Genomic DNA, 22,033 nt, shown 5'->3' on the forward strand with positions numbered 1-22,033 from the left:
ATCGGCAGCCTTGTGCCGAGCACGATGGAGGAGACCCATGTCAGCCCCCACCCCCGCCACGGAGATGTACCGGCACTCCGGTACCCGGCCCGCGATCACCCGGACCACGGCAGCTCTCCCCGAGCTCAGCCCTGGCAGCAAGGGCGCCGCCACCACAGAGATCACCGCCATCACGGACATCACCGAGATGCCGGAGATCCCCCCTCTCGACCAGCTGGCACCGCTGAATGCGCGCGCCCTGTCGAAGACCCTCTTCGCCCGACTCGAACATCTTGAGGAAGGCACCTACGAGTACGCGTACGTCCGCAACACCCTCGTCGAACTGAATGTGGCGTTGGTCAAGTTCGCCGCCTCCCGCTTCCGCTCCCGCAGCGAGCCGATGGAGGACATCGTCCAGGTCGGCACGATCGGCCTGATCAAGGCGATCGACCGGTTCGACCTCAGCCGCGGTGTGGAATTCCCCACCTTCGCCATGCCCACGATCATCGGCGAGATCAAGCGGTTCTTCCGCGACACCAGTTGGTCGGTACGGGTGCCGCGCAGACTCCAGGAGTTGCGCCTCGAACTGGCGAGGGCCGGCGACGAGCTCTCCCAGCGGCTCGACCGCGCGCCCACCACGGCCGAGCTGGCCGAGCACCTCGGCATCGGCGTGGACGAGGTCATCGAGGGCATGGTCGCCAGCAACGCGTACACCGCGGCCTCACTGGACGCCCAGACGGACAGCGAGGACAGCGGCGACACCGAGGGCACGCTCGGGGATCGCATCGGCTACGAGGACCACGGGCTGGAAGGGGTCGAGTACATCGAATCCCTCAAGCCGCTGATTGCGACCCTTCCGCCACGGGACCGTAAAATTCTCTCCCTGCGCTTCGTCGCAAACATGACACAATCCGACATCGGTGAAGAGCTGGGGCTCTCTCAGATGCATGTGTCCCGACTTCTTTCCCGCACCCTCTCCAAGCTGCGGAAAGGGCTCACACTCGATGAGTGAGCAGCCCCGGTGCGAACCACGGGGACAGGGCCTTTTCCCCTCCGGAAGGGGCCCTTCCTCGTGTTGACGGAAGTGTCCTGATCGGGTCCCATTGAGCCCGCGTCAATGGGGGGACAATAATGGCTCTTGGGGAGGGCTGCCCGTCCGCGTACTCAGCACTGGAAGAGCTGATGCGCCAACGACTGGGCAGAGAATGTCTGTATGTGCCGTCATGCCGTCTGGGGCTCTACGTCGCACTGCGCCACTGGTGCCCGCCGGGCGGACGGGTGTTGATGTCACCCGTCAACGACGATGTGCTCTTCTTCGTCGTCCTCGCCGCGGGCCTGCGCCCGGTGCAGGCCCCGCTGCGGGCTGATGACGCCTCGATCGATGTCGACGCCGTGCCTGCTTCACTGTGGTCCGGCCTCTCGGCGGTGCTCACCACCAATCTGTACGGAAATCCCGACCCCGCTCCCGAACTGCGCGCCCGCTGCGACCGGCTCGGCATCCCGCTCTTTGAGGACGCCGCCCACGCCATAGGCAGTGAGATAGCCGGGCAGCCCGTGGGAAGCTTCGGTGACGCGTCCGTCTTCAGCCTCTCCAAACACACGGGGGCCAAAACGGGCGGCTTCCTCGCTGTCGCCGACCCGGCGCTGCGAGGGACACTTGAGCGGGCCCGGGACGAACTCCTCCAGCCGACACGGCTGGCTGCGGAGCTGACCTACGGCCTGCGACCGTACGCCGAGGCCGGTGTGCGGGGACTGCGGCTCACGGGAGCGGCCCGTGCCGCCCTGCGGCTGCTGGGCCTTGAGGAGCGCGAGGAAATCCGAATGGCACTGCGGCCCGGTGAGCTGAAGGAAGCGGTCACGGGTGCACCCGCGCTCGAAGACTTCAACTCCTGGATACGAGTGGACATGCACGACTACCGGCTGACCCCGGGCGGGACCCGGCTGCGGCGCATCGAGCGATTGCTCAGGCGGCTCGACACCCACCTCACGGCCTGTCGCACCGGTACGGAACGGCTCGCCTCCTCACCGTGGGCACCACCGCGGTCAGGGCCCGTGCAGCCGCTGTTTCGGGTGCCGCTGCTGGTGGACGACCGGACGGCGGCCATAGCTGCGCTGGCCCGGCATCGGATAACCACCGGCTATCTCTACGACCCACCGCTGGACGACTACGCGGGCGAGGAGTTCACCGATCCCTCGCCCTCGCCGCAGAACGCCGCCTACTTCGCTCGGCACGCCCTGCCGGTCGACCCACTGCGGGCGGAGCAGGTGCTCTCGGTACTGCACCGGTCCGGCATAGGTCCAGCGCCCGCCGCCCCGGAGAGGTCACCCGGCACGTCCGCGTCCGAGCCGAGCGGTCCGACCGGCACAGCCGACGGATCCCCTGCGGCCGACGAAGCCGGCGGGGCCGCTGGCGCTGCGCCGCACACCGGGACCGCGGCGGGGCATCCCGCCACTCAGGGCGAGACCGGTGGCTGACATCACCCGACTGCATAAACCGTCCGACCCTGGCTCCGGGGACGTCCCGGAAGATCCGGGCACACTCAACTTTCGCCACATAGGGCCCCCCACCGACAGAACTGACAGAACTGACAGAGCCGATGCAGCCGATGCAGCCGGCGCCGTAGCGGGAGAGGGGAAGCCGGCCGCCGAGGCCGAGAGCACCAGCGGAGACTCCATGTTCCGCAACGCGTACATGCTGATGCTCTCCACCGGTGTCTCCGCGGGGCTGGGCCTCGGCTTCTGGCTGGTCGCCGCCCGCTACTACAGCAAGGACGCCGTCGGCGAGGGCTCCGCGGCCATCGCCGCGATGCGGCTCCTGTCCTCCATCACGGCGACCACGATGATCGGCGCGGTGGTGCGGTACGTACCCCGCGCGGGCCGCGCCACCGGGCCGCTGGTCTGGCGCACCTATCTGGCCAGTTCAGTGGTGGTCTGCCTGGCCTCCGTCGTCTTCCTCTTCACCCTCGATCTGTGGGGGCCCTCCTATGAGCCCCTCGACGGGGTCGGGCCCGGTCTCTTCTTCATCGCGGCATGTGTCGGCTGGGCGCTGCTGACCCTCCAGGACGGGGTGCTCACCGGACTGCGCAAGGCCGTGTGGGTGCCGGTGGGCAATGCGGTCTTCTCCGTCGGGAAGCTGCTGCTGCTCGCCGCGCTCGCCGCGACCCTGCCCGTCCTCGGGATCTTCGTGTCCTGGGCAGCGGCCATGGTGCTGTCGGTGTTCCCGCTGGCCTGGCTGATCTTCCGCAAGCTCATCCCCCAGCAGGCCGCGGCCGATCGCGACCGCGAACCACCGCGGATGAAGGAGATCGGCCGGTTCCTCGCCGGGGACTCGGTGGGCTCGCTCTTCTCACTGGCGATGATCAATCTGCTGCCGGTGATGGTCGCGGTCAACTTCAACGCCGAGCACAACGGCTTCTTCTACATCGCGTACACCGTCGGCGGCACGATGGAGTTCATGGCCATCAACATGGCCTCGTCGCTGACCGCGCACGCCTCGCACAGCCCCGAGACACTGGCGGCCGGAGTACGCGGCGCACTGCGCAGGATGGCCCTGCTGCTGGTACCGGTCGTGCTGTTCCTGGTGCTCTTCGCCCCCCTGATCCTCGCCCCCTTCGGGGCCGCGTACGCCGAGAACGGCACCACCGTCCTGCGTCTGCTGGCCGCCGCGGCACTGCCTCGGGTGGCCGTTGAGCTCTATATCGGTGTGCTGCGCGTCCAGGGCCGTACGGGCATGCTGGCCGCCATCCAGAGCACCATGTGCGCCCTGGTCCTGGGCAGTGCGGCGATGCTGCTCGGTCCGCTGGGAATCTCGGGCGCCGGCTGGGCGATGCTCGGCTCGATGCTGCTGATGGCCGTCATCTCCGCGCCGGGGCTGCGGGCCACGCTCGTGGGTCGGGAACCCAAGCCGTCCCGTACCGCCAAGATGCTCGGCCAACTGGCCCGCTCGCTCCGCAAGGGCACCGAGCCGGACGTCGAGTACGGCACCAGTTGGGCCCGTAAGGCAGCCGAGCGCCGTGAGGCGGCGGCGGAGGAGTACGCCAAGGAGTACGGCGAGGACTGGGCACGCCAGACCGCCTATCTGCGCGGTGTGCACGACGACACCGCGACGCCCGCGTTCGGCATCCCGATGTATGTGCCCGACCGGACGGCCCAGCAAGCCGCGCCTCGGACGGCGACCACCTCGCAGGTGTCGGTCAGCGACGCCGTCGAGGGCAGGATCGCGTTGACGCTGTGGCTGCTGCTCGGGCTCGCCGCCGTGCTGTTCTGGGTGCCGCTGCTGCGGGCCGCGGATGTCACCGGGGGCGAGCTCTCCGGCACCGAGTTGATGAAGGCGCTGCCCCCGATCACCCTCACCGCGGGGGTGCTGCTGATCGTGGTGCACAGTGCGGCGCTCTCGCTGCTCCGCCCGCGGCCCGGCTTGCTGGGGGCGGGAATGCTGCTGACCTTCGCCGCACTGCACAGCGCGCCCGCGGTGCTCGGCTGGGAACCGGAGCCCGTGGAAGGCGCGTGGTACGACGCGCTGGCCCGCTTCCTCGCCGCCGCCGGGGGGATGGAGAGCACCGAGCACCTACTGCGCTGGTTGCCGACCGTCTGCCAACTGTTCTGCCTGCTGGCGGTGCTGGCGATGGCGCGCGGTCTGGCGCTTCCGGTACCGGCACAGTGGGGGGTCCTCTGGCTGCTCGCGGTGTGCGGTTGGGCACTTCAGCGTCCACTGGCGCCCATCGCACTGCCGCTTCAGCTGATCCTTACCTGTGCGGCGTTGGCACTGATCTGCATACGCGCGGCGCGTACAAAGCCGTCAAGGAACTGAGCTACCTGGGGTGAACCGTGCAACAACGAGCCACTGACAGCGGGAAACCCGTGGCACCCCCTGGCGAGCGTGCTCCTGACGACCGGAGCGACGCAGTCGGGCAGGACCAGTCCACCATGGCCCTGTCCGTCGTCGATCTCCGCAAGGCGCAGCGCGCGTCCGGCGAGCGGACAGACGGCTCAGGGAGCAGCGGGAGCAGGGCGGAGGGCAACGAGAACAGCGGGGCCGACGAGAGTCACGAGAGCGAGGAAGCCAGCGCGGAGCAGCGGCCGCCGGGCGAACGGGCCGACGAGGAGTCCTCCGCCGAGCGGCCGAACGAGTCGACCATGGCCCTGTCCGTCGCCGAGTTGCGCAGGAGCCAGCGGGCGGCGAGCGGGCCAGCGGATGGCGAGGGCCCCCGTGAACGGCTGAACGAGTCGACCATGGCGCTGTCGGTCGCCGATCTGCGCGAGGCCCAGAAGGCCGCCCAGGAAGCGGCCCGGCGGAAGGCGGCCCGGAACGCGGCGGAGCACACGGCGAAGACCGCTCCCAAACCGGCCGAGAGCGGTCCCACGGGCGAGTCGACCAATGAGTCGACCATGGCCCTCGCGGTCGCCGATCTCCGGATGGCCGAGGCCCGCAGGGCCGCCGGCTTGACCGACAGCGGCCTGGATGACCAGGCCACCATGAATCTGTCGGTCGCCGGGCTACGCGCCGCGGTCACCGAGCGGGTGCCCTGGCCCTATCTGCTGCGGCTGGCGGCCCCGCTCATCGTGGGACTGGTGCTGTGGCTGGTGGCGGTGGCACTCACCGACGCCTCGAACCTCACCGACTACGGGCTCGTACCGAAGCTGCCCATCGTCTTCTGGGTGGGTCTGGCTGCGCTGACCGTGGGCTTCTGGATCGTGGTGCGCGATCCGCAGCGCAGCAACTGGTGGCCTTTCGCCTACACCATGGGCCTGTTGCTGATGGAACGCGCCACCCAGGCGATGGTCTATCCCACCCCGCTGTACGCCTGGGCGTGGAAACACGACGCGGTCATCGACCATCTGATCGACGCGGGCCGTCTCCAGCGTGGTGCGGAGCTCGGCGACATGGCCGTCTACGACCAGTGGCCCGGGTTCTTCACGGCCCAGGCGGCCCTCGTGGAGCTGACGGGCGCGGAGACCGCGGCCTCCTTCATGGCCTGGTGGCCGCTGTTCTCCAGTCTGCTGCTGCTGGGACCGCTCCTGCTGATCTACCGCACCTTCACCCAGGACCGTCGGCTGATCTGGACCGCGGTCTGGATCTTCTACGTCGCCAACTGGGTCGGCCAGGACTACTACTCCCCCCAGTCGCTCGCCTTCGCGCTGCATCTGGGCGTGATCGCGGTGGCCCTGCGCCGGGCGGAACGGCGTGCGCCCGGAAGGCGCTCCCGGCAGATGGTGTGGACCGCGTTGCTGGTCCCGCTGATCGCCGGCATTGTGATCGCGCACCAGCTGACGCCGGTGATGCTGGCGGTCAGCCTCGGTTCGCTGCTGCTGATGCGGCGCTACCGCGACTGGACGCTACTGATCATCCTCATGCTGGTGTTCCTCTCCTGGAATCTGACCGCGTCGTTGCCCTTCCTCAAGGAAGCGGTCCCCGACATGATCAACTCCTTTGGAAAGGTCGCCGACAACCTGGAGCGCGGCTACGGTGCCAAGCCCACCGGCACCGGAGCGCTGGTCGCCTCCTGGGCGGCGAGGATCCTGTCGGCGGCCGTGGTCCTGCTGGCCGCGATCGGTCTGGTACGCGGTGGAAAGCTGCTCAGGCACCGGGCTCGGCCGCTGCTGCTGCTGGCCGGGATGCCACCGCTGCTGGCCATCGCCAATGGCTACGGCAGCGAAATGATCTTCCGGGTGCTGATGTTCATGCTGCCGGCGCTCTGCTTCTTCGCGGCGGCGGCGCTGTTGCCGGTCGCCCGCCCGCTGGCGGCCGAGCCCGGTGGCAAGGGACGGCCCACGACCGTGAAGGGCTTCCGCTACGGCGTGGTGCCCGCGGTGGTGCTGGTGATGCTCACGGCGCTGTTCGTGCCCAGTTACTCGGGCAAGGACCGGCTGAGCTACTTCCCGCCGGAGGAGGTCGCCCTGGTGCAGAAGCTGTTCGACCAGGCTCCCAAGGGCTCTCTGGTCGTTGCCGCACACCGGAACTATCCCCTCGCCTACGATTCGTACTGGGATGTCGGGCATTACTGGTTCCTTGATGACGCCAAGACGCATGTCGACGCGATCGTCAAAGACCCGGCCGGGACCCTCGCATCGGACATGGGAGGCGTAGAACCGCCCGGCAAGGCGTATCTCCTGCTCACCCAGGGGCAGATGGCCAACTCCGAGATGAACGGCATGCTCACGGGCGACGATCTACGCAATATCGAGCGTTCGGTGGCCGCGTCGCCGCTCTTCAAGGAGCTGGCGCGCAACAGCGCGGGTGTCTTCTTCGAGCTGAAGCGCACCCCGGCGCCCCCGGCCGCCAAACCCGCCGCCAAGGACCGTAAGGCTGAGACCGGCGCCAAGGGCAGGGGCGAGGAGCCCGCGAAGAGCGCGGAGAACGCGGCGAAGGCAAAGAACACAGAGACCGACGACTCAGCAGCCGGTTCATCCGGCACGGCTGTCGGCCTCATGAGGAGGACTTCATGAAGCACCGCCCCCTCGCCATCCGACTGCTGACGCCCGCCGCGGGCCTGGTCGCCATGGGCGCGACCGCCCTGCCCGCCGCGTCTCCGCTACGAATAGCCCCTGTGGCTCTGTTCCTCGCCGCCGGCCCGGGATTCGCCGCGCTGCGTATCGCCGGTCCTGCCCTGAACCGCAATCGTGCGGTCGGGCCCGCGGAGAACTGGGACAGAAACTTCGAGCGGGACTCGGACCGTATCGAGCAGTTCCTCCTCATCATTCTGTTGAGCCTGAGCGCTTCCGTCATCGTCGCCACCGCGTTGATTGCGGTTGAACTCTTCAGCGGACTTGCGGTCCTGGGACTGCTCACCCTCGCAACGATGATTGCCGCCTGCTGTCCGCAGCTGCCCTCCACCATCGGCAAGCACCGGTCGGCACGCGCGCCATCACCGCCTCGGAAAGGCTGAACTCTGTGACGGAACCCCGACGCCCCGAGCCTGGGGCGCCAGGCATTCTTCGCAGGCCGCACGGACGACGAAAGCTGTGGACCCTGTCCGCGGCTCTCGCCGGCGTACTGCTCGTGGGGGTACTGACCCTCCAGAACACCATGGCGGACGATTCCAAGTCCGTCGCCCATGACCCCAAATGCAAACCGACCAAGCTGCTTGAGCCACGGTGCGGGGCATGGTTCGGAGCGTATGTCAGACATGAGAAGCCGGACCTGGAAGAGAAGGTCAAGGCCTATGAGAAGCGCATCGACCGCAAGCTGGACATCGTCTACGCCTACCACGACATGTCCACCAAGGGGGTGGAGGGACAGCTCCTCACCGACCAGGAGAAGCGCGTCGGCAAGGACCGCATGCTCCTGCTGTCGTGGGAGAGCAAGTGGTGGGGCGGCACCACCGCGCAGCAACCGCGATGGCCCCAGATCTCCTCGGGGGCACTCGACAAGACCGTCATCGATGTCCAGGCCAAGCGACTCAAGGAGTACGGAAAGCCGGTCTTCCTCTCCTTCGACCTGGAGATGGACACCCGGGTCCCCGCCGAGGGCACTCCGGCTCAGTTCGTGGCCGCCCACCGCCATATCCATGACCGGTTCCGTGAGCTGGGTGTCACCAATGTGGTGTGGGTCTGGAACATCACCGGCTATGAGGGGAACAACAAGCTCTTCACCCAGCTCTATCCTGGCGATCAGTACGTCGACTGGATCGGCTACAACCAGTACAACTACTACCGTTGCCACAAGGCGCCATGGATGAGTTTCGAAGAGACCCAGACCGACGCGCACCAGTGGATTCGGCAGAACATCTCCGCCAAGAAGCCGTTGATGCTCGCGGAGTTCGGCACGGCGGACGATCCGTCGAGGCCTTCCCGACAGGCCGAGTGGTACCAGGAGGTACCGCGGGTGGTGAAGCAGTTGGCAGGGGTGAAGGCGGCGCTCCAGTGGAACTGGCGTGACCCGGGACCGCACTGCGATCTCTCCCTCGCCCGCGATGAGACCTGGAAGAGCCTGCGCACCGCGGTCTCCGACCCCTACTTCAACCAGCCCAGACCGTAACGACACCCAGTACGACGCGGGGGCCGGGCTGCATCACGCAGCCCGGCCCCTTGTCGCCGGCACGACGGGTTCGGCGCCCCTGGCCGTCGGGCAGGACCCGGCGCGGCTCAGACCATCCGTCGCAACGCCCGGGCCGGGCCCTCCTCGGGGTCCAGCACAGCGGCGGCGACCCGGTACCCGGGAGCCAGCGCCGCCCACATCTCATCCAGTAGTTCGGCGGCGTCATGGGAACACACCGAAGCCCATGGAAAACCGCGACGGAAACAACCCACTGGGGCATCCCCGCCGGACGTCTCGGCGGCGCGTTCAGCACATCGACATCCAGCACATCGACATCCAGCACATCGACATCCAGCTCTGAGAGCGTCGGCACTCTCAGAGCTCCATCCGGACCTGCCCGCCGCCGCTATCCGGCGAAGACCGGCCCCTTGATCGTCGCGCGGGCGCGGCGGAACAACCGCCAGCCGACCGTCTGGAGTGAGTCGGGGAAGGGCGCGACCGGCGCGCCCCGGCCGTCCATCCACGCTTCGACGTCCGCCACCGTGTGCGTGGACCGAAGGATCAGCCGAGCGATGCGGTACGCCTCATCGGTCTGGGAACTCAGCGCATGGCGCACCGCGACCGCGGAGGCATAGCCCTCCCGCAGTGCCGCCTTGCGTACCCTACGGCTGTTGTACCCGTGCGGATACGCCAGATGTGCCACCTCATGCCCCAGTACATCCTCCAGGACCGCCTTGCACTCGCGCAGTTCGTGCCGCAGCGCCTTCCCCGGCAGGGTGTCCAGCTGGGCGTGGGTGACCGTGTGCGCGCCGATCTCCATGCCGTACTGCTCCAGCAGCGGTGTCTGCGACAACGTCATCATCGGAGCCGGTGGCAGCAGGCTGCGCCGCCCCGGGGTGATCGCCCCCGTCGTCAGATACGCCGTCGCGGGGAGCGAGCGGGCGGCCAGGGCCTCAGCGGTCGGCCCCGGCAGATCGGCGAATCCATCGTCGAAGGTGAGGATCACCGGCCGCTCGGGCAGCGGTGTGCCGCCGGCGAGTGCGGTGGCGAGTGCGCTGACCGTCACCGGGGTGCGCCCACTGGCGACGATCGCGTCGAGCTGTGCCGCGAAGTCTCTCGGCGAGACCGTGAACTCCGCGATCCACTCGGGTGGATCGTCCATGACTGCGTGGTACAGCAGGACGGGGATATGAGGCGCGGGCGCCTCACCGCCGTCATTCATCTCTGCTCCTCTCTGTCCCACGGCAGGGATACGCCGCGGACCCGACGCCGGGCCTTCGCGTACCCGATGGGCCCCGCCAGCATGCCGCGGCGCTCCAGCCGTGAGAGGTGACGTGGCCAGGGATAGTCCTGTGCGCCATGGGCCCCAGGCACGGCCGCGTCGCCGGTATCACGGTGAGCCGTGATCGTACGGGCATGGGCCAGGCCACGGGGTAGTTTCCGCAGCAGAGAAGGGAGCAGAGAGGGGCGGCGGACCAGGGTGGCGGTGAGGAAAGCGGTGAGCCCCGCGCCGTACCCGTACGCCTGGTTCTTGAGGTCCTGCCAGGTCTCGCGGTGATGGTGCCAGACCAGCGCTTCGGGTGAGTAGCGCAGTTTGTGTCCGGTGGCGAGGACGCTGACGAAGGCAAAGAGATCATCGCCACCGCGGGCGGGCGTACCGGTGCCGGTGGCGGGGTCGAAGCCGCCCGCCGAGCGCAGCGCCGCGGCCCGGAAGGCCATGTTGGCGCCGGAGCCGAAGCTGCCCGCGGTGAAGGGGAACATCGGCTCATCGGCGGGCGGGTTGGCGGGGTCGTACGTCCTGGGTGCGAAGCCCTTGGCGAAGCCGCCGTGGCTCTCCAGCAGGATCTGGGCGGGAGTGCCGAGTTGGGCGGGCAGGATCAGTCCCGTGGCGCAACCGAGGGCGGGGTCGGCGGCGAACGGTGTGGTGAGCGCTGTGAGCCAGTTCGCGTCGGCGATGACGTCGTCGTCGGTGAAGGCGAGGACCTCGCCGGTCGCCACCGCCACCCCGCGGTTGTGGGCGATGGCCAGGCCGGGGACCTCTTCGCGGGCGTAGCGGACGCGGCCCTCGTACTTCTGCTCGACAAGGTCCTGAGTGGCACTGGTCACCGGCGCGTTGTCAACGACGATGATCTCGAAGTCGGGGTGGTTCTGGGCCAGCAGCGAGTCCAGCGCACGGGCGAGGGAATCGGCGCGCTCACGGGTGGCGACGATGACACTGGTCCGCGGCAGCGGGCCGGGGACGGTCTCGGCGGGCGGCTCGGGAGCGGATCGAGCGAGCAGTGCCCGGGCCTCGGCGGCAACCGCGTCCGCCGCCTTCTTCCCGGGCGGGACCCGGCAGACGACGGTGGCCACGGGCCTTCCGCGCAGCCGCACCAGCGCGTACACATCGCCGCCGCCGATCTCAGTACCCGATCCGATGGCGGGTCCGAAGTCCAGTACCGCGCCCTCGGGTCCGTCCAGGTCGAGCTGAGCCACCTGGATCGGAGGCAGCTTGGGTGGGTTTTCCATGTTCTTCCTTGCTTCTGTAAGGCGTACGGCCGGTGAGGGACCCGGCCGTCAGTTGCCGCGCAGCTTGCCGATCCGAGTCAGCGTCTGCTGGGCGATCCCGGCGAGTTTGGGCCTGTTGCGCACAAAGCCGTGGGCTCGACGGGAGGGCTCGCGGCTCACCCAGTACAGAGCGGCACCCGCCCCTGGCCGGAAGGAGGAGCCCTCGTGGACCCGCAACTGCCCGGTCTTCAGGGAGTTCTTGTACTCGGCCGACCCACGCCCCATGTCAAGCATCCCGATACCTTCCGCCGCGGCGGCTTCCGCCATCCGCAGATGCAGTATCAGCCCTGGTGAGTATTTGGAGAACTCAGGGTCATATGCCGGAAACCAGCAGGAGAGCACGGTGGCCGAGCGAAGTCCGAAATGAGCCGCTATCGGGCGGTCGCCGGCGTAGAGGACGGACAGCGTGCCGGAACAGCCGGACGTACGGGTCTCATGGAGCAGCTGCACCAGCGTGTTGATCCAGTCCTTGGCGAACCGGTCGCGGCGGCCGGTCCTTCGGTACTGGGCGGACTTCCACTCCATCAGTGTGCGCAGCACGGCGGGATCGCGCTCGTCAAAGACGAAGCGGACCTCACCCACCTGCCGGCCGAGCTTGCGCTCCTTGGCCAGGGTGGTCTTCAGGAACTTGGGCGACGCACCGCGCAACCGCTGCTCATAGGCGTCGTACCCCTCCCCTATGTCGATCACCGGGGAGTCGAATCCCTCGGCGACGGACGGTGTGAACAGATCCTGGCCCGCTTCGAGGTTGTCGTACTCCCAGGCGGAGAGTGAGCAGGCTCGCAGGAGGTCGCGGGCGCTGATGCCGAGACCGGAGCGGAGCACCGCGCCCTGGCAGTCGGAGACACCGAACCCGATGGCCCTGCCATGGCCGAGCGGTCCGCGCTCATACGGGAAGAAGCCGGCGTCCTCGCCATTCTGGCGGAGCACGGCCACCCACGCGGCGGGGCGCACCCGGCCGACGGTGAGGGTGAATTCCGGTTCCATGAACGGGCTCGCGGGCAGGCCGGTCTTGGCACGCAGCGCACGCCAGGACTCGATCTCCTGGTCCCTCAGCTGTTCAGGCTTGATCACTCGAATGCGGACGCCATCATTCTGGGCACCGCAATTTTGAACCCCGCTCAACGCGACCCCCCGGTACTCCCCCATGAGCCAACCCCAGAAGGGACGGTACCGGGCAACCCACCGGCGAGGAACGCGCCCCCCACCACTTGTGGCGAATTCGTGAAGAATCGATGACAGCTCATCGGAAAGTTGCGCCTGGTGTTCAAGTTGTGCCTGGGACTTAGCATGAATCCGGGCCGGGCGCAGCAACAATCTCAGGTGAGTTGGCCAACTGATATTCGAACCCGCTCTGTTGATCGTAGGATTCTTAACGCTCCCCGATTCTCCGCGGGAGTCCGGTGTGTCCTGGTAGGGCTCAGTCTTCGTGAAGGGCTCGGTCTTCGTGGTCGTGGTCTACAGAGACATCATGTCGAGCAGGGCGGGATCGTCATGGTGAGCCGGGCACCCGGCACAACCACCACTTCTGGCACCGGACCCACGCTGTGGTGGCCCCTCGCGGGCCTGACCCTCGTCGTCGGAGCATCGATACTCGCGGACCTCTACACCCACGCTGACCTGGGGAAAATACTTGCGTGGGCCTGTGCGGCCGTGGCACTGCTCGCACTGGCCTGGACACTGCTGCTCATACGGCTGCTACGGGCTGAGCGCACCGCGCGCAGGGCCGAACACCACACCGCCGAAGCCCGGGCCGACGAAGTCGCCCATCTCGTCTCCGTACGCCTGCCCGCGATCACCGAGCGGCTGCGCGCCGGCCAGCGGCTGGACTCGGCCCCGGGCCCCCTCGCCCCGGCCGATGAGGTCGGCGAGGACTTCGCGGACGCGTTGGTTTCGATCGTCGAGGCACTCGGCTCGGAGGACGCCGTGCGTCGGGAGCGCACCCTGCGTGACTCCGTGCAGGCTGCCTTTGAATCAGTCGCCCGCAATATGCACGCGATGGCCACGGTCCAGCAGCAGGTGCTGGACCGGGTGGAGCAGACCATTGAGGACCCCCGGCTGCTGGCCGAGGTGATGAAGGCCGACCACGCGGCGGCCCAGATGACCCGCAAGGCCCAGACACTGCTGGTGATGTGCGGTATCTGGCCGGCCAGGCGGGAGACCAGGCCCGTCTCCCTCTATGACTGCGTCCGAGGGGCGCAGTCGCGGATCGTGGAGTTCAACCGGATCGAGGTGCACGGCGGTCAGACGCTCTACGCGGTGCCGCCCGCGGTCGAGGGGCTGATGCACACCATCGCCGAGCTGTTGGAGAACGCGACGGTCTTCTCGCCGTCCCGTACCCAGGTCATGGTCACCATCCGCGAGGTGGGGGCCGGCGCGGTGGTGGAGATCGACGACGCGGGGCTGGGGATGCCGCCCGATGTGCTCCTCCAGTCGACGGCACGGCTGAAGGACGAGTTGGACCTGGCCAACCTCGGTGCGGTGCCCCGCCTGGGGCTCGCCTGTGTGGGGCGCTGGGCCAGGGAGCTCGGCTTCAGTGTGGAACTGTCCGGCGCCTCCGCGTACGGCGGCACCCGCGCGGTGGCCTTCGTGCCCTACCGACTGCTGACCGAGCCCCGATCGCACTTCTCGGACGACCGGCACCCGGGCCGCGCCCAACGGCACGAGGCCACCTCCCACACCGAGTGGTCGGCCGCCGAGCCGGCACCCTCCACCGCCTCCTACAGCTCCATGACCTACCCGGAAGGTGACTACAGGGCCCCGGAGTACGCGGGTGGGGAATACAGCGGTACGGAATACGGCGGAGCCGGTCCGGACACCGTGGAGTACGGGGGTACGGAGTACACCGGACCCGCCCCCGGCGGAATGGAGTACGGCGGCACCGGGCGTCCCGGCGGACGGCACCGCGACGACACGGGAGGCACGACCAGCACCGCTGGCGCGGTGTACCAGGCGCGGGGCCGCAGTACGGCGTCCGCCGCCTACCAGAACCAGGTCCGGGCAACGGCCGCGCACCAGGAGCAGCAAGCGGCCCGGCAGGACGCCGCTTCCGCCGGATACGCGGGGCCCGCGGACCAGGTGGCGGGGGCCTCGCCGTACGAAGGACGCGGCGAAGGGTCCGAGGACCATCCCGGGTCGGGCGCGGCCGAGGCCGCCGCGGCCTACCGCGGGATGGTGCGACAGCCGACCTCCTACCAGGGCACGCCACAACACTCGACCGCGTACCCCGGGGGGCACCAGGACGGGCAGGGCGGGGCGCAGCATCCCAGCACCCCTCCACCTCCTCCACCCGGAGCACGGTCGGATGGCCAAGCCGCGCACACCGACGCCTACCCGGCGCGGGCCCGCACGGACGCCCCTCGCTATGGCGGGGCAACGCAGCAGGAGGGTGGGGCCGCCACACCACCGCGCCCCCCACGGCTGCGGGAGACCGCACAGCAGCCCCAGACCCCACGCGAGGAACCGAGCACCCGCCCAGGAGCACCGCAGAACCCGGGCGGCCCGAACCAAGGCCAGACGCGGTTCCCGAGCCAGGGTCAGACATGGTTCACGGGCCAACCCAAAGTCCAGGGCCAGCGCCGAACCCAGGTCCAGGCCCAGACACAGGTCCAGGGCCAGACACAGGGCCAGCCACAGCGCCAAGCCCAGGTCCAGGGCCAGTCCGAGCGCCCGGGTCAGGGGCAGGCCCCACCCCAGCAGCCGCTACCGCGTCGGCGTAGCCGTCGTGGTGCCGCCGTGGAGGCAGCGGCCCAACAGGCGCTCCAGCCGCAGCCGTTCGTACCAACCGCCGCACCCGTCCCACCGGATCAGCCCGCATGGACTCCCGAGGCAGCCAGGGCGTCCATCAGCAGTGTGGTGTCCGGCTCCCGCCGCGGTCGTGCGACGGTCGCGGGGACCACACCCTCCGAGCAACTTTCCGAACCCAATCCGCACCATGGAGGCCGGCTGTGACCGGGATCATCACCAGACTGCCCGACCTGGGCTGGATGCTCCGCCCGTTGACGGAGATCCCCGGAGTGCGACATGCCGTCGTGGTCTCCGAGGACGGTCTACGGCTCGGCCATGTCTCCTCGGAGAACCTTCTCGGGCCGGTCTCGGCGCTCTCCGTCGCGGAGGCGGAGTCGCTGGCCGCCGCCTGTGCCGCGATGACGATGACCGGACGTTCCACCGCCACGCTGCTCTTCGGGCGAGGGGCCGGCGTACGCCAGTTGATGCTGGAGTCCGAGCACGGCTTCGTCCTGTTCACCCATGCCGGTATCGGTACCCACCTGGGAGTGGCCACCGACACGGACGCCGATGTGGGTCTGGTCGCCCAGCAGATGCAACTCCTCGTGGCGAAGATCGGCGCACACCTGAGCAGCCAGCCACGGGACCCGGTGATCGACTCCTGATGACGGACCGTCCGGATCACCGGACTCCCTCGGCGGTGCGCCCGTATGTGATCACCCGTGGGCGTTCGGAGACCGGCACCGAACCGTTGGCCTGGGAGACCCTGGTGATGGCCACGGACGCCGCCTTCCCCGCCTCCCTGCAACCCGAGCACCAACGCATTCTGACGTTCTGTCACGGCCTGTTGTCGGTCGCCGAGGTGGCCGCTCATCTAGGCCAGCCGCCCCCGGTCGTACAGGTCCTGCTGTCCGACCTCGTAGCGTGGGGGCTTATCGTGATCCGCCCGCCCATCCCGCCGGCCGAACACCACGATGTGACCATGCTGAGAAAGGTCCTCCATGGCCTCGAAAGCCGTCTCTGACGCCCAGGACGGGGCGCCGCGACAACAGCAGGGCCCGGGCACAGCACCGGGCCCGCGGTTCACCGGCCACCCCCGGCAGCCGGACTCCGATGTGCGTCGGGCCCCGGATGAACAGCCGGACCAGCAGTCAGGTGAACAGCCGGCCGGACAAGCGGACTCGCTACCGCGGCCGGCTCCCGGCGCGCCTTCGGAACCCCTGCTCCCCGCGGACTCCGCCCCCTACCCGATCCCGGGAGCGTCCCCGGGCCTCCATCCCCACGCTCCGTCGACGCCTCGCCCGGACGCCGCGCATGCCGCGTCCGCTGCCCGGGGGGCTCCGGCGGCAGGAGCAGGCGAAACGGTTCCCCATACCGCTCAGGGCTCCTTCGGCCACCCGGGCGGAGCGAGGGAAACGGCGACGGCCACCGCACCGACCGCCCGGGCGATCCCGGCCGAAGCGGTGGACCGCTCTCCCATCGGCACCCGATCCGATGTTCCCGCGCCACCCGGCACCTATGTCAGCCCCACCGTCACCGGTTCCGCCAAGATCCTGATCGTCGGACCGCTCGGGGTGGGCAAAACGACCATGATCGGCACGGTCTCCGAGATCAAGCCGCTCTCCACCGAAGCGTTGATGACGCAGGCCGGCGCCCTGGTCGACGCCTTACCCGCCCCCGGTAAGACGACCACCACCGTCGCCCTCGACTTCGGCCGCATCACCATCGACGGCGCGCTGGTGCTCTATCTCTTCGGCACCCCGGGACAGCAACGCTTCCTCCCCGCGTGGCGCGACTTGGCACGCGGGTCACTGGGCGCGCTCGCCCTCGTCGACACCCGTGATCTCGCCGCGTCCTTCGATGCGTTGGGCAATCTGGAGGACCTCGGGCTGCCCTTCGCGGTCGCCGTCAACTCCTTCCCCGACGGCCCGCGCTACCAGGACGAGGAGTTGCGGGCCGCGCTCGATCTACTGCCCGACACCCCCCTGGTCCGCTGTGACGCCCGGGATCTACGCTCCTCCGTCGGGGCGTTGATCGCGCTGCTCTCCCATCTCATCGACACGGCACGGCCCCCCGTGCCCGTCTCCACGGAGTCCCTGTGACCCTGCCGCCGCCCCCTGTGCCTCCGCAAGCGCGGCCCAGGGTCGTTGGCCGCTGCCCGGCCGCCCCGCTCTACGGCCCGGAGTTGGACGGCGATTCGCTGCCCGCCTTCTATGCGGGACTGCGCCGGGTCCACGGCCCGGTGGCCCCGGTGCTGATCGCCCCCGGTGTCTCCGCCTGGCTGGTCATCGGCCATCGCGAACTGCTCCGACTCACCCGCGAGGAGCAGGACTTCTCCCATGACCCGCGGCGCTGGACCCTACTGCGCGAGGGGCGAGTACCGGCCGATTCCCCGTTAATGCCCATCGTCGGCTGGCGTCCCGCGCTGCTCCACACCGACGGTCAACAGCACCGCCGGATGCGTACCGCCGTCTCCGACGCGATCGCCGCGATCGACGGGCATGAACTACGGCGCACGGTGAGGGCGGCGGCCGAGGGGCTGATCGCCTCCTTCGCGGATCGCCGGGAGGCCGATCTCGTACCGCACTACGCCCGGGGACTCTCGCTCCAGGTCCTCACCCGGCTGCTCGGGCTGGATGACCGCACCGGACAACTGCTGGCACAGGCGATCATGGGGATGGTCGTCACCAATGCCGACTCCCACAACGCCAGTGCGCGCATGGACGCCATCCTCCAGGATTTGATCAAGGAGAAGCGTCGCCGGCCCGGCACTGACATCACCTCGGCGCTGCTGAACCACGCGGGAGGCCTCACCGACGACGAGGTGCTGCACAATCTGGTGGTGACGCTGGTGACCGGTCATCAGACGACGGTCAACTGGATCACCAGCACCCTGCGCGTGCTGATCTGCGATCCAGCGTTCCGCTCCTCGGTGAGTGTGGGCCATCTCAGCGTGGATGACGCCCTGGACCTGGTGTTGTGGCGCCATCCGCCCACCCAGAACTTCCCGGCCCGATACGCCACCCGGGACCTGGAGTTCGGTGGCCAGCAGATCCGCGCCGGCGACATGCTGGTACTCGGCCTCGCGGGCGCCAACCAGGACCCCTCGGTGCTCCCCGAAAGCGGTCAGCCCGTGGTCGGCAACCGTTCCCATCTCGCCTTCGGCGCCGGCCCCCATATGTGCCCGGCCCAGGACCCGGCCCGGCTGATCACCCGTACCGCCGTGGACACCATCCGCCATCGGCTGCCCGATCTGGAGTTGGCCGTCCCGGAGTCCGAGCTGGCCTGGGTGAAGTCACCGTGGAGCAGGGGGCTCGCGGCACTTCCCGTCCGGTTCACCCGCCCCCAGCTGCCCAGACCGCCGCGCCATCGGATGCGCACCCAGGAAGCGGTCCCCGACGAGGAGTCCGCTTCCGGGCCGCCTCAGTAGTCCGGGACCGGCCCGGAGACAGTTCCGGCGGGCTCAGGAGCAGGTCAAGACGGTCGGTACGCTGAGTGGTCTATGTCAGCCCCCGCCCCCGTCCGGTCCGCCGGTCTCCCTCCGAAGGACTCCGGTATGCAGCCCCACCGCTTCCCGGCCCTGCGCCGTGCGCGGCCCGCGCTGCTGCTGTTCATCGCGATCAAGGCCCTCTGTCTGGCCGTGCTCTTCCTCTGGGCACAGCTCGCGGGCAGGGATGCCTACCAGCTGCTCTCCGCCCGCTGGGACTCGCTCTGGTACGTCAGGGTCGTCGAGCAGGGCTATGACTTCACCCTGACCGCGCCCGATGGCCGGGTGCTCTCGGACATGGCGTTCTTCCCGCTGCTGCCCTGGCTGGAAGAGGGGCTCTCGGCGATCACCCCGCTGGGCCCCGCGGATGCGGGAGTGCTGATCAGCGCGATCGCCTCGCTCGCGGCGGCCTGGGGGATCTTCCGGGTCGTCGATCACCTCTACGGGGAACGGGCCGCGCTCTTCACCGTCGCCGTCTGGGCCGCGCTGCCGGTCGCGATCGTCCAGTCGATGGCCTACAGCGAGTCCCTGTTCACCGCGCTCGCCGCCTGGGCGCTGTATGCGGTGCTCCGGGCGAACTGGCTGCTCGCCGGGGTGCTGGCGGCGCTCGCAGGACTGACACGGCCGGTGGGCCTCGCGGTCGCCGCCGCCCTCTGGGTGGCCGCGATCGTCTCTTGGAGGACATCCGATGACCGCCCCCGACGGGTGGCCGGGATGGTGCTCGCCCCGTTGGGCGCGGCCGGATATGTCCTCTGGGTGGGCCAGCAGACCGGTAGCTTCTTCGGCTACCTCGATGTGCAGAAGGCCTGGGGCAACGGTTTTGACGGTGGCGTCGCCTTCGCCCAGTTCATCGGTGAGCGCCTGTCCAGCCCGGCTTTCCCGGCCGGCGTCGGGCTGCTGGTCGGGGTGGCGCTGGTGGGCTGGCTCTATGCGAAGGGCGTACGGCAGGGACAGCCCGCGCCCCTGCTGACGTACTGCGCCATCGTGGTGGCGCTGGCCCTGTGCTCCTCGGGGTTCTTCGGCTCCAAGCCACGGCTGCTGATGCCCGCCTTCCCGCTGCTGATCCCCCTCGGTCTCGCCCTCGCCCGGGCCAGGACGAGGGTGGCCTGGTCGGTGGTGCTGGCGGCGGCGGCGGTCGCGGCGGTGTACGGGGCGTTCTGGCTGCACGGCTCGGGCCCGCCGTAGCCCGCCGGGAGGCTTTCTGTGCGGCTGCGGTCCGGGCGGTACTGACCGAGACTGGCCTTCGTACACCCGTACCCTCATCTCCTGATCTCGGAGAGGACGCGCCCATGCCTCCAGTCATCGCCGTCACCGGAGCGAGCGGCCGGATCGGCGGCCGAGTGGCCGCACGCCTCGCCGAGCAGGGGCAGGCCGTGCGTCTCCTGGGCCGCAACCCGGCCCGACTGCCCCGGATCGCCGGAGGCTCGATCGGCCCGGCCGCCTCCTATGGCAACGGCGAGGCCATGCGGGCGGCCTGCGATGGGGTGAAGACCCTGTTCCTGGTCTCGGCGCAGGAGTCCCAGGGCCGGGTGCGGGAGCATATGACGGCCGTGGACGCGGCGGTCGCGGCCGGGGTGGAACGGCTGGTGTACGTATCGTTCCTAGGCGCTTCGCCGGATGCGACCTTCACCTTCGCCCGGGACCACTGGCACACGGAGGAGTACATCCGCGCCTCCAGCCTCCGCTACACCTTCCTCCGGGACAGCTTCTATCTGGACGCCCTCGCCCGGATGGCCGGTGCGGACGGGGTGATCCGCGGGCCGGCCGGAGCGGGGCGGGTCTCGGCGGTGGCACACGATGACATCGCCGACTCGGCCGTTGGCGTACTGCTCGGCGAGGGGCATGACAGCGCCACCTATGACATCACCGGCCCAACGGCGATCACCCTGACCGAGGCCGCCGACGAACTGACCCGCTTCGCCGGCCGCCCGGTCGTCTACCAACCGGAGTCCGAGGACGAGGCCTACGCCTCCCGGTCGATCTTCGGCGCCGAGTCCTGGGAGGTGGCCGGCTGGGTCACCTCCTACGAGGCGATCGCCAGTGGTGAGCTGGCCGCCGTCTCGGACTCGGTGCCCAAGCTAGCGGGACACCCGGCGCAGACGTTCACCGACTTCCTCCGCGCCAACCCCGAGTCCTACGCGCACTTGCGCCCATGACGCCAGACATCGCTCACCAACGGGACCCCCGGCCGATACGCCAGATGCACATGGCTGGGCGCGTCCAACAGGACCAGATCCGCATGCGCTCCCGGTGTGACCCGCCCCTCTGACGAACTCCGCAGAGCGGCGGCCCCACCGGCCGTCGCCGCCCAGAGCGCCTCATCCGGGGTCATCCCCATGTCGCGTACGGCCAGGGCGATACAGAACGGCATGGACGAGGTGTACGACGACCCGGGGTTGCAGTCGGTGGAGAGCGCGACCGTCACCCCCGCGTCCAGCAGCCGACGCGCGTCGGGCCACTGGGCCCGGGTGGAGAACTCAGCGCCTGGCAGCAGTGTGGCCACGGTGGTCCCTTGGGCCAGCGCTTCCACATCGGCATCCGTCAGATGGGTGCAGTGGTCGGCGCTGGCCGCACCCAGCTCGACCGCCAGCTGAACGCCGGGGCCGTAACCGAGCTGGTTGGCGTGCACCCGGGGGATCAGATCCTGGGCCATGCCCGCGGTGAGGATGGCCCGGGCCTGATCGCCGTCGAAGGCGCCCTTCTCGCAGAACACATCGACCCAGCGGGCGTGCGGAGCGCAGGCGTCCAGCATTTCGCCGGTGACCAGGTCGACATAGCTCGCGGGGTCGTCCGCGTACTCCGGCGGCACGATATGCGCGCCGAGATAGGTCACGTCCTCGGTGTGCCGCCCGGCGATCCGCAGCGCCCGGACCTCGTCATCGGTGGTGAGCCCATAGCCGGACTTGACCTCGATGGTCGTGGTGCCCTGGCGCAGGGCCTCCGCGATATGACGGGCGAGATTGGCTTCCAGCTCCTCATCGGTCGCGGCCCGGGTGGCGGCGACGGTGGTACGGATGCCCCCGGCCGCATACGGCTGACCGGACATCCGGGCGTTGAACTCCGCCGTACGGTCCCCGGCGAACACCAGATGCGAGTGGGAGTCGACGAACCCGGGGATACCGGCCCGGCCTTCGGCGTCATGCACGGTGTCAGCGTCCGGGGCGTCCTCGGCCCGCCCGACCCAGGCATAGCGCTCGCCTTCGATGACCACGGCCGCGTCCTTGATGACATGAAGGATGCTGTCGTCGCCGGTGCCGGGATCGTTGGTGACAAGGCTGCCGATATGGGTGATGAGGGTGCTGCTCATGACGTCCTCT

Annotated in this window: 18 protein-coding genes; 13 read left to right on the forward strand and 5 right to left on the reverse strand. The window is 69.3% G+C overall.

From position 1 onward, the window contains the following. Nucleotides 1–187 precede the first annotated feature (187 nt). The 6 genes from NBG84_RS17730 (at nt 188) to NBG84_RS17755 (ending at nt 8,956) form a co-directional block, all read left to right on the forward strand. A complete protein-coding gene (locus tag NBG84_RS17730) occupies nt 188–991 on the forward strand; it encodes an RNA polymerase sigma factor SigF (RefSeq protein ID WP_250920578.1) in 804 nt (267 codons plus the stop codon). Nucleotides 992–1,161: 170 nt separating this feature from the next. Further along, entirely contained in the window at nt 1,162–2,454 is a 1,293-nt protein-coding gene (locus NBG84_RS17735) for a DegT/DnrJ/EryC1/StrS family aminotransferase (RefSeq protein WP_250920579.1), read from the forward strand. A 199-nt stretch (nt 2,455–2,653) separates the two neighbouring features. Continuing rightward, entirely contained in the window at nt 2,654–4,789 is a 2,136-nt protein-coding gene (locus tag NBG84_RS17740) for a lipopolysaccharide biosynthesis protein (protein ID WP_308312075.1), read from the forward strand. A 116-nt stretch (nt 4,790–4,905) separates the two neighbouring features. After that, nucleotides 4,906–7,425, forward strand: coding sequence for a glycosyltransferase (locus NBG84_RS17745; protein ID WP_250920450.1), 2,520 nt, complete (start codon nt 4,906–4,908; stop codon nt 7,423–7,425). After that, nucleotides 7,422–7,865: a hypothetical protein gene (locus NBG84_RS17750; protein ID WP_250920451.1), complete on the forward strand. Its 444-nt coding sequence runs from the start codon at nt 7,422–7,424 to the stop codon at nt 7,863–7,865. The genes NBG84_RS17745 and NBG84_RS17750 overlap by 4 nt, the downstream gene beginning before the upstream one ends. Before the next feature lie 5 nt (nt 7,866–7,870). Next, entirely contained in the window at nt 7,871–8,956 is a 1,086-nt protein-coding gene (locus tag NBG84_RS17755; protein WP_250920452.1) for a glycoside hydrolase family 26 protein, read from the forward strand. Nucleotides 8,957–9,063: 107 nt separating this feature from the next. Here NBG84_RS17755 and NBG84_RS40675 read toward each other — a convergent pair whose 3' ends face one another. The 4 genes from NBG84_RS40675 to NBG84_RS17770 all read right to left on the reverse strand — a co-directional run bounded on the left by NBG84_RS40675 (nt 9,064) and on the right by NBG84_RS17770 (nt 12,583). Beyond that, nucleotides 9,064–9,192, reverse strand: a complete 129-nt coding sequence (locus NBG84_RS40675) for a hypothetical protein (protein ID WP_285367011.1) — start codon at nt 9,190–9,192, stop codon at nt 9,064–9,066. A 170-nt stretch (nt 9,193–9,362) separates the two neighbouring features. After that, nucleotides 9,363–10,178: a polysaccharide deacetylase family protein gene (locus NBG84_RS17760; protein WP_250920453.1), complete on the reverse strand. Its 816-nt coding sequence runs from the start codon at nt 10,176–10,178 to the stop codon at nt 9,363–9,365. Further along, nucleotides 10,175–11,464, reverse strand: coding sequence for a glycosyltransferase family 2 protein (locus tag NBG84_RS17765; RefSeq protein ID WP_250920454.1), 1,290 nt, complete (start codon nt 11,462–11,464; stop codon nt 10,175–10,177). Before NBG84_RS17765 ends, NBG84_RS17760 begins: the two co-directional genes overlap by 4 nt. A gap of 48 nt (nt 11,465–11,512) precedes the next feature. Further along, nucleotides 11,513–12,583 (reverse strand): GNAT family N-acetyltransferase, encoded by a 1,071-nt coding sequence (locus NBG84_RS17770; protein WP_250920581.1) that lies wholly within the window; start codon nt 12,581–12,583, stop codon nt 11,513–11,515. Nucleotides 12,584–12,997: 414 nt separating this feature from the next. Here NBG84_RS17770 and NBG84_RS17775 point away from each other — a divergent pair, with 414 nt between their 5' ends. The 7 genes from NBG84_RS17775 (at nt 12,998) to NBG84_RS17805 (ending at nt 20,872) form a co-directional block, all read left to right on the forward strand. Beyond that, on the forward strand, nt 12,998–15,454 hold the full coding sequence (locus tag NBG84_RS17775) for an ATP-binding protein (protein WP_250920455.1): 2,457 nt from the start codon (nt 12,998–13,000) through the stop codon (nt 15,452–15,454). Beyond that, entirely contained in the window at nt 15,451–15,894 is a 444-nt protein-coding gene (locus NBG84_RS17780) for a roadblock/LC7 domain-containing protein (RefSeq protein WP_250920456.1), read from the forward strand. The genes NBG84_RS17775 and NBG84_RS17780 overlap by 4 nt, the downstream gene beginning before the upstream one ends. After that, nucleotides 15,894–16,253, forward strand: a complete 360-nt coding sequence (locus NBG84_RS17785) for a DUF742 domain-containing protein (RefSeq protein ID WP_250920457.1) — start codon at nt 15,894–15,896, stop codon at nt 16,251–16,253. Before NBG84_RS17780 ends, NBG84_RS17785 begins: the two co-directional genes overlap by 1 nt. Nucleotides 16,254–16,818: 565 nt before the next feature. Then, nucleotides 16,819–17,331 (forward strand): GTP-binding protein, encoded by a 513-nt coding sequence (locus NBG84_RS17790; RefSeq protein ID WP_425608656.1) that lies wholly within the window; start codon nt 16,819–16,821, stop codon nt 17,329–17,331. Nucleotides 17,332–17,333: 2 nt separating this feature from the next. After that, complete coding sequence (locus NBG84_RS17795) at nt 17,334–18,659, forward strand: cytochrome P450 (RefSeq protein WP_250920583.1); 1,326 nt, start codon at nt 17,334–17,336, stop codon at nt 18,657–18,659. Between the two features lie 126 nt (nt 18,660–18,785). Next, nucleotides 18,786–19,901 (forward strand): glycosyltransferase family 39 protein, encoded by a 1,116-nt coding sequence (locus tag NBG84_RS17800; RefSeq protein ID WP_250920458.1) that lies wholly within the window; start codon nt 18,786–18,788, stop codon nt 19,899–19,901. A gap of 104 nt (nt 19,902–20,005) precedes the next feature. Beyond that, nucleotides 20,006–20,872: an SDR family oxidoreductase gene (locus NBG84_RS17805; protein WP_250920459.1), complete on the forward strand. Its 867-nt coding sequence runs from the start codon at nt 20,006–20,008 to the stop codon at nt 20,870–20,872. Here the strand turns inward: NBG84_RS17805 and hutI are convergent. Beyond that, nucleotides 20,851–22,023, reverse strand: a complete 1,173-nt coding sequence (gene hutI / locus NBG84_RS17810; RefSeq protein ID WP_250920584.1) for an imidazolonepropionase — start codon at nt 22,021–22,023, stop codon at nt 20,851–20,853. The two genes, NBG84_RS17805 and hutI, sit on opposite strands and share 22 nt — an antisense overlap. Between the last annotated feature and the right edge of the window lie 10 nt (nt 22,024–22,033).

This window comes from Streptomyces albipurpureus (assembly GCF_023701525.1).
GTDB lineage: Bacteria > Actinomycetota > Actinomycetes > Streptomycetales > Streptomycetaceae > Streptomyces > Streptomyces albipurpureus.